We start from the raw sequence: 12,568 nt of genomic DNA, 5'->3' as shown, positions 1-12,568 counted from the left end.
CGCGCCTCAGGCGCTCTCGCGCGCGGGGACCCGCTTCACCCGCCCGCGGGCGTTTCGCTGCCAGCGCTCCGTCGCGACCCGCGCGGGAAACAGCGGATCGCCGGGGCGCAGGTTGACCGCGACGTCGGCGATGGCGACGCGGTCCGGATAGAGCGTCTCCAGCACGCTGCCGGGCAGCGTCGCCGAATCGAGCCGGTCGCAGAAGCGCTCCTCGTGGAGCGCCCGAACGATCGCGTCCTCCAGCATGACCCCGGGGCCGAGCGCGCCGTGGCGCTCGTCGTAGGTCGTCTTGACCAGGAACGCGGTGCCGGCGCTCACCAGCGCGAGGCTGGCGGCGATCGGCGCGTCGTCGAGGGCGATGATGTCGGCGCGCGCCGTCACCGGGCCGCGGGCGGAGAGGAACAGCGCGCGGGCGAAGGCACGGGTGACCGGGTCGGTCGCGAGCGCCGTGCCCATGCGCCCCTTCCAGCCGCTGCGCTCCAGCGCCATGAAGTCGTCGACGGCCTGCGCCAGCGCCGCGCCGCCGCGTGCGACCCGGTGGGCGACGCGGCCGTGCTCGGCGAGGCGCCGACGACGGCGCTCCAGCCCCTTGCGCCGGGAGCGGCCGAGCGCCTCGGCGACGTAGGCCTCGTAGTGCGTGCGCACCGACAGGACCGGCCTCTGGAAGGGCGCCAGCGCCGCGACGTCCGCGCCGATGCGTGCGAAGGCCTCGCGCAGGGCGATGCCGATCGGCGAGGCGACGGGGAGCATCGGGAACAGGAAGGCGCCGCCCCGGCAGGCGCGGCGGATCGCGAGCACGAGCGCGTCCGCCCAGCCGTCTGGCGCGCCGCGGGCGACCAGCGGCGTCGAGAGCGTGCAGAAGGGCGAGCCGAGCACGCCCGGCGCATCGCACCAGCCGAGCCGGCCCGCGCGCGCCGTCACCGGCAGGAGCGCCACCAGCCGCGCGCCGGCGCTCACGCAGGCGAAGCGCGGGCGCGGCGCGCAGAAGCGATGGGCGAGATGGGTGTCGACGAGCGGGCGCGCGAAGAAGGGGTTGGCCGCGCGGGCGTCCTGCGCGAGCGTGTCCCAGGCGTCGCGCTCGCGCTCCAGCTCCGCTCGGTCGAGGACGTCGATCGTGAGTGCAGGCATGGGTCGGCAGTCCGTCCGCCGGCGGGTACGCGCCCGCCCGGCTCGCAGGTCGAACTTCCCGCGGCCTCGGATGTTTCCGGGAAGAACGCCGTCCGCGCCTGCGGCCGTCGGACGCTCTCAGCAGATCCGAAGGATGGAACCGGACGCCGGGTCCGGCGGTTGACGACGGCTCCCACTGCGGCGACGGCGGAGCCCGGCCGGCCGATGGCGGGCGAGGTGTGTACCGGAGGCGGATTTCTGTCGATGAACCCCTGACATGCTGGATAGGCTCACGCAGACCCCGCCGCCCGAGACGCAGGACGCGGCCGCTCCCGCGGCGGCGCGGGTGCCGCGATTCCTTCGCCCGGCCGCGCTTCCCTACTTCCTCGTGGTCGCGGTGCTCGCCCCGCTCGTCTTCTTCGGCCTCGCCGCCGGCGCCGACTGGCGCGCGATCGAGAGCGAGGCCCACGACCGGGTCGTCTACATCCGCGACGCGGTCGCCGAGCACGCCAAGCGCGTCTTCCAGACCCACGAACTCGTCGCCCTCTCGATCCGCGAGCGGATCGGCGGCATGAGCTGGAGCGAGATCGAGCGCTCCGACGCGATCTCGGCCCATCTCGACCGGATCGAGCGGCGCTTCGAGGAGGTGCACGCGATCTGGCTCGTCGACGGCGAGGGGCGGCTGCGCGCCTCGAGCGGCGCCGTGGCCGTGCCCCCGCCCGATCTCTCCGACCGGGCTTGGTTCCGCGCCGCGCGCGAGGGCGGGGGGCTCGTGATCGGGCCTCCGGGGACGGGGGTCGGCGGCGGCCCGGCGCCGTTCTTCACGCTGCCGCTGCCCGATTGGGACGGCGCGGCGGCACGCCCGCCGGACGGCGTCGTCCGCATCTGGATCGCGCCGAGCTACTTCGCGGACTTCTACGGCAGCGCCTATCCGGACGAGGGGGAGATCGCCCTCGTGCTGGCGAGCGGCGAGGTGCTCGTGAGCCACCCGCCGGGCGCGCGCGCGCCGACCGCCGTCCCGCGGCGCGACGCGGGTCCCGCGCCGGCCGCGCTGCGCGACGTCGGCTTCGGCGGCGTCCCCGCAGGGCGCGCGGGAGCCCGAATCGAAGCGGCCGCCCGCCTCGGCGACCTGCCGGTCTACGCCACCTTCGCGCTCGACCGGGCGAGCCTCGAGGAGGCCTGGCGCGGCCGTCTCGCCGGCTACTTCGCGTATTTCGTGCCGGCCGCCGCGGCGCTGCTCTTCCTGGGCGCGCTCGCCTGGCGCAGCCACCGGGCGCTGGAGGAGAAGGTGGAGCTGCGCACCCGCGCGCTCTCCGAGGCGGTCGCGGAGAAGAACCAGCTCCTCAAGGAGGTGCACCACCGCGTCAAGAACAACATGCAGATCGTCTCGAGCCTGATCCGCATGCAGGAGCGCGTGCACACCTCGCCGGAGGACACGATCCGGCGCGTCCAGGCGATGGCGCTCGTGCACGACCTGATCTACAGCCACGGGGAGTTCGCGAGCGTCAACCTCGGCGCCTACGCGAGGCGCCTCGCCGAGACGGTCGCAGGGCCGGGCGCAGCCGGGCCGCGGGTGCGTTTCGCCTTCGACCTCGATCACGTCGCGGTGACGCTCGACCGCGCCATGCCCTTCGCGCTGATCCTCTCGGAACTGCTCGACAACGCGATCAACCACGCCTTCCCCGACGGCGAAGGGCACGTGACGATCACCCTCGACCGTCAAGAGGAGCGGGTCGAGCTGCGCGTCGCGGACGACGGCCGCGGCTTCGATCCGGACGCGACGACCGCCGGGTTCGGGCTCAAGCTGATCCGATCGCTCGCCGTGCAGCTCGAGGCCGACGTGCGGTTCGAGGAGGTCGTGCGGGAGGGGAACGCCGGCGCGCCGGCCGAGCCGGCGAGCCGCAGCGGAACGATGTTCGTGCTGGCGTTCCCGGCCTGAGGCGCGCGCCGGAACGCGGCGGCGCTTGCATCGGGTTCCTCCGGGCGTCACCATCGCGTCCCGTGCACGAAAGGACCGGCCATGCGCGATCCCTCGCCCGACGCCCGCCCCGTCGTCGTCTTCGACGCCTTCGGCACGCTCTTCGACGTCCATTCCGCCGTCGCCCGCAACGCAGCGTCCATCGGCCCCGCCTCGGTGCATCTCTCGGAGATCTGGCGGGCGAAGCAGCTCGAGTATACCTGGACGCTGTCGCTGATGGGTCGCTTCGAGCCGTTCTGGCGGCTGACCGAGCGCGCCCTCGACCAGGCGCTCGCCCGCTCGCCGGAGGTGGACCCGATCGTGCGCGACCGGCTGCTCGCGAGCTACCGCGCCCTCGACGCCTACCCCGAGGTGCCCCGCACCCTCGCGCGGCTGCGGGCGCGCGGCGCACGCACGGCGATCCTGTCGAACGGCGACGAGCCCATGCTCGCCGACGCCGTGGCGTCCGCGGGCATCGGCGGCGCGCTCGACGCCGTGCTGTCGGTCGACCGCGTGCGGGTGTTCAAGACCGACCCGCGCACCTACGCGCTGGTCGAGGCCGCGTTCGGCTGCGCCCGAAAGGACGTGCTCTTCGTCTCCTCGAACCGCTGGGACGTCGCCGGCGCCGTCGCCTACGGCTTCGCCGCCGCCTGGGTGAACCGGTCCGGCGCGCCCGACGAGTACGCCGACCTCGCCCCGCAGGCGACGGTCGCGGACCTCGACGCGGTGCCGTGAGGAGCGGTGCCGTCGACGACGCGCGCGACGCGGTTCCACTCTCCCTCGTGGAGAAGAGCCAGGGGGACGGCGAGACCGTCCTGCACGCCCCACACCCCCGGCCCCTCTCCACGAGGGAGAGGGGAGAGCGTCGGCGCCCTGCATCGATCGATCCGCCGCGCGGGGGCGCGCGCAACGGTCGCGCGGCGTCGCGCCGCGCGCTATACCGCCGTCGACCGGAACGGAGGAACCGACCATGGCCGACGAGCTCGTTCTCTACACGAACCCGATGTCGCGCGGGCGCATCGCCCGCTGGATGCTGGAGGAGATCGGCACGCCCTACGCGGTCGAGATCGTGCAGTACGGCGACGAGATGCAGGGGGAGGCCTATCGCGCGATCAACCCGATGGCGAAGGTGCCCGCGCTCAGGCACGGCGAGACGGTCGTCACCGAGGTCGCCGCCATCTGCGCCTATCTCGCCGACGCGTTCCCGGAGGCGGGGCTGGCACCGGCGCCCGGCTCGCGGGAGCGCGGCACGTACTACCGCTGGCTCTTCTTCGGGGCCGGACCGATGGAGGCGGCGGTGACGAATCGCGCCTTGGGCTTCGTACCGCCGCCGGAGCGATCGCGGATGGTGGGCTACGGCAGCTTCGAGCGCATGCTCGACGCGCTGGAGGGCGCCGTCGCGGCGGGACCCTTCATCCTGGGCGAGCGCTTCAGCGCCGTGGACGTCCTGCTCGGCGCGCAGGTGGGCTGGGGCCTCGCCTTCGGCACGATGGAGAAGCGGCCCGCCTTCGAGGCCTATGCAGAGCGGACCATGGGTCGACCCGCCGCCCGTCGTGCGCAGGCGATCGACGAGGCGGACGCCCCGCCCGCGGACTGATCGCGCATCACGCCCGCCAAGTCGCGTCGAGCACCCGCAGCCAGTTGCGCCAGCAGACCTTCTCCAGCGCCTCGCCGTCGTAGCCGCGCTCGGCGAGCGCCGCGACGAGGTTGGGCAGCCCGCGCGCGTCGCCGATGGCGTCGGGCATCGTCGCGCCGTCGAAGTCCGAGCCGAGGCCCACGCCGTCGATGCCGACGAGCGAGACCAGATGGTCGATGTGGTCGACCATCATCGAAAGCGGCGTCGCCGCGTCGCGCCGCCCGTCCGGGCGGATGAAGGAGGTGGCGAAGTTGAGCCCCACCATGCCGCGGCTCTCGCGTATGGCGGCGAGCTGCGCGTCGGTGAGGTTGCGGGCGTGGGGGCAGACCGCGTGCGCGTTCGAGTGCGTCGCGACGAGCGGCGCGCGGCTCAGCCGCGCCACGTCCCAGAATCCGCGCTCGTTGAGGTGCGAGAGATCGATCATCATCCGCAGCCCGTTGCAGGCGCGCACCAGCGCCTCGCCGGCGGGGGTGAGCCCGCGGCCGATGTCGGGGCCCGACGGGAAGCGGAAGGGCACGCCCTCGCCGAAGATCGTCGGCCGGCTCCACACCGGGCCGAGCGAACGCAGGCCCGCCGCGTGGAGGACCTCCAGCGTGCGCAGGTCCGGGTCGATCGCCTCCGCGCCCTCGAGATGCGCCACCATGGCGATCGCGCCGCGCGCCATCGCCGCCTCGATGTCGGGCACGCTGCGGCAGATCGCCAGCGCCCCGTCGGACGCGCGCTCGAGCCGCAGCAGGATCGCGAGCATGGCGAGCGTCGCATCGCGGGCCCAGCCGGGCTCGAGGGCGGGCGGCAGCGGCACGTCGTAGCGCGGGCGGGTCATCAGCGCGTCCGCCTCGACGCCGGCCCCCGTCGGATCGGGGACGTAGATGGCGAACAGCCCGCCGACGAAGCCGCCCGCCCGCGCCCGCGGAAGGTCGAGGTGGCACAGCCGCTCGCCGGCGAGGAAGCCCTCCTCCGGCCGCGGATGGCCGGAGAGGAGCAGGCGCAGCAGGGCGTCGTTGTGGCCGTCGAAGACGGGGACGCGAGGGGCGGGCATGGAGGCGGCGGGCTCTCGGCGGACTAGGCTCCGGAGCGACGCCCCGGCGAAGACGCCGCGACAAGCTCGCACGGCGAAGCGGGGCCGGCAAGAGGAGCCGGCAAGAGGAGCCGGTAAGGGGAGCCGGCCCCGCGCCGCGCCTCACGGGCAGGGGTTGGTGTGCAGCAGGTGGATGGCGTCGATGCGCGCCTCCAGCTCGGGCGTGATCGCGACGTCGAGCGCGTCGATGTTCGCCTTCAGTTGCGCCATCGTCGTCGCGCCGATGATGACGGAGGTCGTGAACGACCGCGAGGCGGCGAAGGCGAGCGCCATCTGCGCCGGATCGAGCCCCCATTCGCGGGCGAGCGCGACGTAGGCGGTGATCGCGGCGGGCGCGCCGGGCGTCTCGTAGCGCTGGAGCCGGTCGAACAGGGTGCGCCGCGCGCCGGCGGGACGCGCGCCGCCCTCGTACTTGCCGGTGAGGTAGCCCTGCGCGAGCGGCGAGTAGGCGAGGAGCCCGACGTCCTCGCGCCGGGCGATCTCGGCGAGCCCGCCCTCGAAGGTGCGGTTGACGAGGGAGTAGGCGTTCTGGAGGGAGGCGACGCGCGGCAGGCCCTTCGCCTCGGCGTGCTTCAGGAACGTCATCGTGCCCCAGGCGCTCTCGTTCGAGAGGCCGACGTGGCGCACCTTGCCCGCCTCTACGAGCTCGTCCATCACCGCGAGCGTCTCCTCGATCGGGTGCTCGGGGCCGCTCGTCGGCGCGTAGATCACCGGATTGGCGCCGAACTGGGAGACGGCGCGGTCCGGCCAGTGGATCTGGTAGAGGTCGATATAGTCCGTCTGCAGCCGCTTCAGGCTCTTGTCGACCGCCTCCAGGATCTGCGCGCGCGACAGCTCGGCGGGCGCGCCGTCGTCGCGGAACCAGGTGTTCCGCGAGCGGCCGACGACCTTGGTGGCGAGGACGACGTCCGCGCGATTGCGCCGCGCCTTCATCCAGGTGCCGACGATCCGCTCGGTCTCGCCCTGGGTCTCCGCCTTGGGCGGGATCGGGTAGAGCTCGGCGGTGTCGATGAAGTCGATCCCGCGCTCGCGCGCGTAGTCGAGCTGGGCGTGGCCCTCGCTCTCGCTGTTCTGCTCGCCGAAGGTCATCGTGCCGAGGCACAGCGCGCTGACCTCGAGGCCCGTGCGCCCGAGCGGCCGGTAATGCATGTCTCTCGTGCCTTCCCTGTCGTCGTCTCGCCGTCGCGGCGGGCGCCGCGTCAGCCCTGGCCGGGGAGGACCCGCTCGTCGAGGAAGCGGATCACGGTGGGGAGCATGCGCTCCACCATCACCTCGACGCCCTCGGCGCTGGGGTGGATTCCGTCCTCGAGCATCAGCTCGGGGTTCCCGAGTGCGCCGTCCAGGAAGAAGGGGTAGAGCACGAGGTCGTGCTTCTCGGCAAGGCGCGGGAAGATCGCGTCGAAGGCCTCGACGTAGTCGGGGCCCATGTTGCGTGCGGCGTACATGCCGGCGAGGAGGACGGGGATGCCGCGCTCCCGGAGTCGCGCGACGATCGCATCGAGCGTCTCGTAGGTGCGGGCGGGGTCGAGCCCGCGCAGCATGTCGTTGGCGCCGAGCTCGAGGATGACGCCGTCGGTGCCGTCCGGCACCGACCAGTCGAGCCGGGCGAGGCCCGCCGCCGCGGTGTCTCCGGAGACGCCGGCGTTCACGATCTCGACGGCGGAGTAGCCCGCCTCGTCGAGCGCGCGGTCGAGCACCGCGGGGAAGGCGGCGCTGCCGGGGAGCTGGTAGCCCGCCATCAGGCTGTCGCCGAAGGCGACGATGCGCACGGCGTCGGCGCTCGCGGCGTCCTGCGCCGCCGCGGGAGCGGCGGGGCCCGAGACGACGCCGAAGGCGAGGATGCAGGCGGCGGCGAGCCGTGTGGCGAGCGGGCGCATGTGGCGCATGGCGATCTCTACCCCATATCTGATGTCGCGGACGGGCCGGGCGGCCCGCCGCGCGCCGGCGGGCGAGCCGGCCGAAGGCACGTCAACGCATGAAGATCGGATCGTTCGCATGAGCGGCAAGAGCATCGTCCTCGAAAACGTCGAGCTGAGCCTCGGGCGCGGCCCGGCGCGGGTGCACATCCTCAAGGGGGTGTCGCTCGGCGTCGAGCGCGGCGAGGCGATCGGCCTCGTCGGGCCCTCGGGGTCGGGCAAGTCGACGCTTCTGATGACGATGGCGGGGCTCGAGCGGCCCGATGCGGGGCGTGTGACGATCGAGGGCGAGGAGCTCACCGCCATGGACGAGGACGCGCTCGCGCGCTTCCGCGGCCGGCGCATCGGCATCGTCTTCCAGTCGTTCCACCTCGTGCCGACGATGACGGCGCTCGAGAACGTCGCCCTGCCGCTGGAGCTCGCCGGCGCGGGCGACGCCTTCGACCGCGCCTCCGCGGAGCTGCGGGCGGTCGGCCTCGGCGAGCGGCTCTCGCACTATCCCGCCCAGCTCTCCGGCGGCGAGCAGCAGCGCGTCGCCATCGCCCGCGCGCTCGCCCCCGACCCGGCGATCCTCGTCGCCGACGAGCCCACCGGCAACCTCGACGAGACGACCGGCGGCTCGATCGTCGACCTGCTCTTCGCCCTGAAGCGCGAGCGCGGCGCGACGCTCGTCCTCGTCACCCACGACACCGGCCTCGCGCGGGCCTGCGACCGCATGATCCGCCTGCGCTCCGGCCGGATCGAGGCGGATGCGGACGCGGCGGCGGCGTGAGGAACGAGGCGACCATGCACGGCACAGTATCGGGCGCGAACCCGGGCTCAGGCTCGGGCACCTTCTCCTCGCTCCCCCTCGTCCTTCGGCTCGCGCTGCGCGAGCTGCGCTCGGGCCTGCGCGGCTTCGGCATCTTCCTCGCGTGCATCGCGCTCGGCGTCGCGGCGATCGCCGGCGTCTCCTCGGTGTCGCGCGCGCTCACCGAGGGCCTCGCCCGCGAGGGCCGCACCCTGCTCGGGGGCGACCTGAGCTTCCGCCTGATCCACCGCGAGGCGACGCCGGCCGAGATCGCCACCCTGGAGGACTGGGGCACGGTCTCCCTCGTCGCCACGCTGCGCGGCATGGCGAACGCGGATACCGGCGCCGCGCTCGTCGAGATCAAGGCGGTGGACGCCGCCTACCCCGTGGCCGGCGACCTCGTCACCGAGCCGCCGATGGCGCCCGCCGAGATCTTCGCCGAGGCGGACGGCGTCTTCGGTGCCGCCGTCGATCCCGTGCTGCTCGGTCGGCTCGACCTCGAGATCGGCGACACGATCCGCATCGGCACACAGGACATCGCGCTGCGCACGGTGCTGCGCTCGGAGCCGGACAAGATCCAGGCGGGTTTCGACTTCGGCCCGCGCCTCCTCGTCTCGCGCGCGGCGCTCGACTCGACCGGGCTCGTCCAGCCGGGGAGCCTGGTGCGCTTCACCTACCGGCTCGACCTCGCGGGACCGGCGAACGACGACGCGCTCCTCGCCCGCGCGCAGGCGGCGATCGAGGCGGAGCAGCCGCAGGCGGGCTGGCGGGTGCGCTCGCGGCTCAACGCCGATCCGGGGCTCGAGCGCAACATCGAGCGCTTCGCGCAGTTCCTGACCCTGGTGGGGCTCACCGCCCTCATCGTCGGGGGCGTGGGCGTCGCCAACGCCGTGCGCGGCTTCGTCGATCGCAAGCGCGAATCGATCGCCACGATCAAGAGCCTCGGCGCGCCGGGCGGGCGCGTGGTGGCGATCTACCTCACGCAGGTGATGCTGATCGCCGGCATCGGCATCGCCATCGGGCTCGCCTTCGGGGCGGCGCTGCCCTTCGCACTGGCGGCCGCGCTCGGCGCGATCCTGCCGATCCCGATCGCGCCGACGCTGGCGCCCGTCGAACTCCTGCTCGCGGCGCTCTACGGGCTCCTCACCGCGCTGGCCTTCTCCCTCGCGCCGCTCGGGCGGGCGCACGACATCCAGGTGTCCGGCCTGTTCCGCGACCAGATCGACCCGGATCGCCGCTGGCCGCGCCGGCGCTACATGGCGGGCGTCGCGCTCGCCATCGTGGCGCTGCTGGCGCTCTCGGTGTTCGCCGCCTTCGACCGGCGGGTGGCGCTGATCTTCATCGGCGCGGCGGCGGCGGCCTTCGTGCTGCTGCGGGTCGTCGCCACGGGCCTGATGGCGCTCGCCCGGCGCCTGCCGCGCCCCCGTGCCGCCGCGCCCCGGCTCGCCCTCGCCAACGTGCATCGCCCCGGCGCGCTCACGCCCTCCCTCGTGCTCTCCCTCGGGCTCGGCATCACGCTCCTCGTCACGCTCGCGGTGATCGACGGCAACATGCGCCGCCAGCTCACCGAGCGGCTTCCCGACGCCGCGCCGAGCTTCTTCTTCGTCGACATCCCCTCCTCGGAGATCGACGGCTTCACCGACTTCCTGCGAGCGCAGGCGCCCGAGAGCGAGATCCAGCGCGTGCCGATGCTGCGCGGGCGGCTCGTCTCGCTCGGCGGCGTACCGGTGGAGGAGATCGCCGCCGATCCCGACGCCGCCTGGGTGCTCGACGGCGATCGCGGCATCACCTACGAGGCCGAGATGCCCGAGGGCTCGGAGATCGTCGCCGGCGCATGGTGGGGCGAGAGCCCGACGGAGAACCTCGTCTCCTTCGACGACGAGCTGGCGGCGGGGCTCGGCCTGTCCATCGGCGACGCGGTCGTGGTCAACGTGCTCGGGCGCGACATCGCGGCGACGATCGCGAACTTCCGACGGGTCGAGTGGGAATCGCTCGGCATCAACTTCGTCATGGTGTTCTCGCCCAACACCTTCGCCGGCGCCCCGCACGCGCACATCGCGACCCTCACGCTCCCCGACGACGCGGCGACGGAGGAGGCGGAGGTCGCGCTCCTGCGGGAGGCGGCGCGCACCTACCCGATGGTGACGTCGGTGCGGGTGAAGGACGCGCTCGAGGCGGTCAACGCCGTGGTCGAGCAGCTCGTGCTCGCGATCCGCGGCGCCTCCTCGATCGCGGTCGCGGCGAGCGTGCTCGTGCTCGCCGGCGCGCTGGCGGCGGGGCACCGCGCGCGGCTCTACGACGCCGTCGTGCTCAAGACGCTGGGTGCGACGCGGGGCAAGCTCGTGGGCGCCTACGCGCTGGAATACGGCCTGCTCGGCCTCGCCACGGCGGTGGTCGGGTTCGTCGCCGGCGCGCTGGCCGGCTGGGTGATCGTCACGCGGATCATGAACCTCGAGTTCGCCATGGTCTGGGCCGGCCCGATCGCCGCGGCGGCGATCGCGATCGTGGTGACCGTCGGCTTCGGGCTCCTCGGCACCTGGCGCATCCTCTCCCAGAAGCCGGCGCCGTACCTGCGCACGCTGTGAGACACCCCGCCAGCGGGGGCGCACGGCCCGTCCAGATCCCCCGCTTGCATCCCCCCGCCGCGCGGTCCATATACGGCCTCGGGAGGTTGGCGAGGGACGTCTCACTCGCCAACCGGGTCAGGTCCGGAAGGAAGCAGCCCTAACGAGACCGAACGGGTTCTCGTCCAGCCTCCCACCCCATTCTCCCGCGCGGCCTCCTTCGTCTCGCGCTCAGTCCCCGCCGGCGCCGCGATGCCTGACGAGACGATCACCGACGAGACGCGGTCGCTCCCGCCCTCCGCCGACGAGCCGGCCTTCCCCGGCCTCGCCCCCGTGCCGGCGGCGACCGTCGCCGCGCCCGCGCCCTACCGGGTGCTCGCCCGCAAGTATCGCCCGCGTTCCTTCGCCGACCTGATCGGCCAGGACGCGATGGTGCGCACGCTGTCCAACGCCTTCGCCACCGGGCGCATACCGCAGGCCTGGATGCTCACCGGCGTGCGCGGGGTGGGCAAGACCACGACGGCGCGCATCCTCGCGCGGGGCCTCAACTACGAGCGCGAGGACGGCTCGGGCGGCCCCACCATCGACCTCGCCGAGCCCGGGCGCCATTGCGAGGCGATCGTCGAGGGGCGCCACATCGACGTGCTGGAGATCGACGCCGCCTCCAACAACGGCGTCGAGAACATCCGTCAGATCTCGGACGCGGTGCGCTATTCGCCGGTGTCGGCCCGCTACAAGGTCTACATCGTCGACGAGGTGCACATGCTCTCGAACGCGGCCTTCAACGCGTTCCTGAAGACGCTCGAGGAGCCGCCGCCGCACGCGAAGTTCGTCTTCGCCACGACCGAGATCCACAAGGTCCCCGTCACCATCCTCTCGCGCTGCCAGCGCTTCGACCTCAAGCGCGTGCCCGGCGACCTGCTGGTCGCGCATCTCGCGAGGATCTGCGGGGAGGAGGGCGTCGAGGCGGCGCCGGAGGCGCTCACCGCCATCGCCCGCGCCGCCGAGGGCTCGGTGCGCGATTCGCTCTCGCTGCTCGACCAGGCGATCGCCCACGGGGCGGGGATGGTGTCGGCCGAGACGGTGCGCGACATGCTCGGCCTCGCCGATCGCGCGCGCATCATCGACCTGTTCGAGGCGGTGATGAAGGGCGACGTGGAGAGCGCCTTCGCCGCCCTGAAGGAGCAGTACGACAGCGGGGCCGACCCCGCGATGGTGCTCCAGGAGCTCGCGGGCTTCACCCACCTGACGACGCGCATGAAGCTCGTGCCCCAGGCGGATCAGGACCCGACGCTCTCGCAGGAGGAGCGCACCCGCGCGGCGCAGTACGCGGCGACGCTCTCGGTGCGGGTGCTGTCGCGGGCCTGGCAGATCCTGCTGAAGGCCATTCCGGAGGTCGCGCAGGCGCCCCGGCCGATGCCCGCCGCCGAGATGGCGCTCGTGCGCCTCGCCTACGCCGCCGACCTGCCGACGCCCGACGAGGCGCTGCGGATGCTCGAGCGCGGGTCCGGCGCAGTCGC

At 73.6% G+C, this 12,568-nt stretch carries 10 protein-coding genes and 1 other RNA gene; 7 read left to right on the top strand and 4 right to left on the bottom strand.

Going from position 1 to position 12,568, the window contains the following annotated elements:
* Positions 1-6 precede the first annotated feature (6 nt).
* Entirely contained in the window at positions 7-1,128 is a 1,122-nt protein-coding gene (locus tag AB9M23_RS07220) for a GNAT family N-acetyltransferase (protein ID WP_372423806.1), read from the bottom strand.
* Between the two features lie 256 nt (positions 1,129-1,384).
* Here AB9M23_RS07220 and AB9M23_RS07215 point away from each other — a divergent pair, with 256 nt between their 5' ends.
* The 3 genes from AB9M23_RS07215 to AB9M23_RS07205 all read left to right on the top strand — a co-directional run bounded on the left by AB9M23_RS07215 (position 1,385) and on the right by AB9M23_RS07205 (position 4,661).
* On the top strand, positions 1,385-3,046 hold the full coding sequence (locus AB9M23_RS07215; RefSeq protein WP_372423804.1) for a sensor histidine kinase: 1,662 nt from the start codon (positions 1,385-1,387) through the stop codon (positions 3,044-3,046).
* An 81-nt stretch (positions 3,047-3,127) separates the two neighbouring features.
* Complete coding sequence (locus AB9M23_RS07210) at positions 3,128-3,799, top strand: haloacid dehalogenase type II (protein WP_372423803.1); 672 nt, start codon at positions 3,128-3,130, stop codon at positions 3,797-3,799.
* A gap of 235 nt (positions 3,800-4,034) precedes the next feature.
* Positions 4,035-4,661, top strand: a complete 627-nt coding sequence (locus AB9M23_RS07205) for a glutathione S-transferase family protein (RefSeq protein ID WP_372423801.1) — start codon at positions 4,035-4,037, stop codon at positions 4,659-4,661.
* A gap of 7 nt (positions 4,662-4,668) precedes the next feature.
* On the opposite strand, the gene AB9M23_RS07200 is transcribed toward AB9M23_RS07205, so the two are convergent.
* The 3 genes from AB9M23_RS07200 to AB9M23_RS07190 form a co-directional block, all read right to left on the bottom strand.
* Entirely contained in the window at positions 4,669-5,739 is a 1,071-nt protein-coding gene (locus tag AB9M23_RS07200; RefSeq protein WP_372423799.1) for a dipeptidase, read from the bottom strand.
* Between the two features lie 141 nt (positions 5,740-5,880).
* On the bottom strand, positions 5,881-6,927 hold the full coding sequence (locus AB9M23_RS07195) for an aldo/keto reductase (protein WP_372423797.1): 1,047 nt from the start codon (positions 6,925-6,927) through the stop codon (positions 5,881-5,883).
* A 50-nt stretch (positions 6,928-6,977) separates the two neighbouring features.
* On the bottom strand, positions 6,978-7,664 hold the full coding sequence (locus tag AB9M23_RS07190; protein WP_372423796.1) for an arylesterase: 687 nt from the start codon (positions 7,662-7,664) through the stop codon (positions 6,978-6,980).
* Positions 7,665-7,773: 109 nt separating this feature from the next.
* Here AB9M23_RS07190 and AB9M23_RS07185 point away from each other — a divergent pair, with 109 nt between their 5' ends.
* The 4 genes from AB9M23_RS07185 to AB9M23_RS07170 all read left to right on the top strand — a co-directional run.
* Positions 7,774-8,466, top strand: coding sequence for an ABC transporter ATP-binding protein (locus tag AB9M23_RS07185; RefSeq protein ID WP_372423794.1), 693 nt, complete (start codon positions 7,774-7,776; stop codon positions 8,464-8,466).
* 14 nt (positions 8,467-8,480) lie between these two features.
* Positions 8,481-11,069, top strand: coding sequence for an ABC transporter permease (locus AB9M23_RS07180; protein WP_372423793.1), 2,589 nt, complete (start codon positions 8,481-8,483; stop codon positions 11,067-11,069).
* Between the two features lie 80 nt (positions 11,070-11,149).
* Positions 11,150-11,246, top strand: an RNA gene (ffs, locus tag AB9M23_RS07175) — signal recognition particle sRNA small type.
* A 54-nt stretch (positions 11,247-11,300) separates the two neighbouring features.
* Positions 11,301-12,568, top strand: a 1,268-nt coding sequence (locus AB9M23_RS07170) for a DNA polymerase III subunit gamma/tau (RefSeq protein WP_372423791.1), incomplete at its 3' end; no start/stop codon positions are given.

This window comes from Salinarimonas chemoclinalis (assembly GCF_041514305.1).
Lineage (GTDB): Bacteria > Pseudomonadota > Alphaproteobacteria > Rhizobiales > Beijerinckiaceae > Salinarimonas > Salinarimonas chemoclinalis.
This window is presented reverse-complemented; position numbering and strand designations above follow the sequence as displayed.

Bases quoted from the DNA above. Each gene is read 5' to 3' on its own strand.
- AB9M23_RS07200 (WP_372423799.1), bottom strand. From the start codon at position 5,739: ATGCCCGCCCCTCGCGTCCCCGTCTTCGACGGCCACAACGACGCCCTG.
- AB9M23_RS07220 (WP_372423806.1), bottom strand. From the start codon at position 1,128: ATGCCTGCACTCACGATCGACGTCCTCGACCGAGCGGAGCTGGAGCGC.
- AB9M23_RS07215 (WP_372423804.1), top strand. From the start codon at position 1,385: ATGCTGGATAGGCTCACGCAGACCCCGCCGCCCGAGACGCAGGACGCG.
- AB9M23_RS07180 (WP_372423793.1), top strand. From the start codon at position 8,481: ATGCACGGCACAGTATCGGGCGCGAACCCGGGCTCAGGCTCGGGCACC.
- AB9M23_RS07210 (WP_372423803.1), top strand. From the start codon at position 3,128: ATGCGCGATCCCTCGCCCGACGCCCGCCCCGTCGTCGTCTTCGACGCC.
- AB9M23_RS07190 (WP_372423796.1), bottom strand. From the start codon at position 7,664: ATGCGCCACATGCGCCCGCTCGCCACACGGCTCGCCGCCGCCTGCATC.
- AB9M23_RS07205 (WP_372423801.1), top strand. From the start codon at position 4,035: ATGGCCGACGAGCTCGTTCTCTACACGAACCCGATGTCGCGCGGGCGC.
- AB9M23_RS07195 (WP_372423797.1), bottom strand. From the start codon at position 6,927: ATGCATTACCGGCCGCTCGGGCGCACGGGCCTCGAGGTCAGCGCGCTG.
- AB9M23_RS07185 (WP_372423794.1), top strand. From the start codon at position 7,774: ATGAGCGGCAAGAGCATCGTCCTCGAAAACGTCGAGCTGAGCCTCGGG.